We start from the raw sequence: 725 nt of genomic DNA on the forward strand, positions 1-725 counted from the left end.
CTGTGATGGGCGCCACGCCGAACGACTGTGAACTCAAGTTAAGTTGCGACATTTCTCTATCTCAGCTTTCTGAGTTGTTCGGCGAAGGCTTCGGTTGGCGTTCGCCATCCGAGGCACTTTCGGGGAGTACCATTTAGGCGGTCGCAAATGGACTTCATATCTCGATCTGAGATCGCTGCAATGGGTGTGTCCCGTGGTAGGTATCGCCGAGCGCGTTTGTTGAGATTCTCTACCGAGACTTTCTGCCAGGGCGCTTGCGGATCACAGAACCACGTTTGGGTTCCGACCTCAGCCTGCAAGTGCGGCCAATCCATGAGCTCGGAACCCTGATCAAAAGTCACAGACTTGCGCGCCGTTAAGGGCAGAGTACGCATGACTTTCGCCAGATACCCCATAACGCGGGCAGTTGTTCGGTCTGGGTTCATTTGCAGCACAGTGAAGCGACTGACGCGCTCAACCAATGACGTCACGTTTGCCGTGCCAAACGTCTGGCGAAACCGCATTGGGTCGCCCTCCCATGTGTGGATGCCCCGTTTGATGCAAGAGATACTTTCAACGGTTGGAACATGTGATCGGATACGGTCATGTGTCAGGCCTCAGATTGCGACGTTTCACAAGCCGCGGGCCGGTATGGCGATGCGAAGGTCAGGTCCATATCAATGCCGCAAGCGCGAAGCTCTCTGGGAAGGCCTGGTTTTCCTAACCTCGATCTAGTCGATCATTTG

At 54.9% G+C, this 725-nt stretch carries 1 protein-coding gene; it reads right to left on the reverse strand.

What is annotated here, in order from left to right:
* Positions 1–56 precede the first annotated feature (56 nt).
* A complete protein-coding gene (locus tag AB9F26_RS22165) occupies positions 57–593 on the reverse strand; it encodes an IS30 family transposase (protein ID WP_369756898.1) in 537 nt (178 codons plus the stop codon).
* Positions 594–725: the final 132 nt, after the last annotated feature.

Origin of the sequence: Falsihalocynthiibacter sp. BN13B15, assembly GCF_041205415.1 — a bacterium.
Lineage (GTDB): Bacteria > Pseudomonadota > Alphaproteobacteria > Rhodobacterales > Rhodobacteraceae > Falsihalocynthiibacter > Falsihalocynthiibacter arcticus.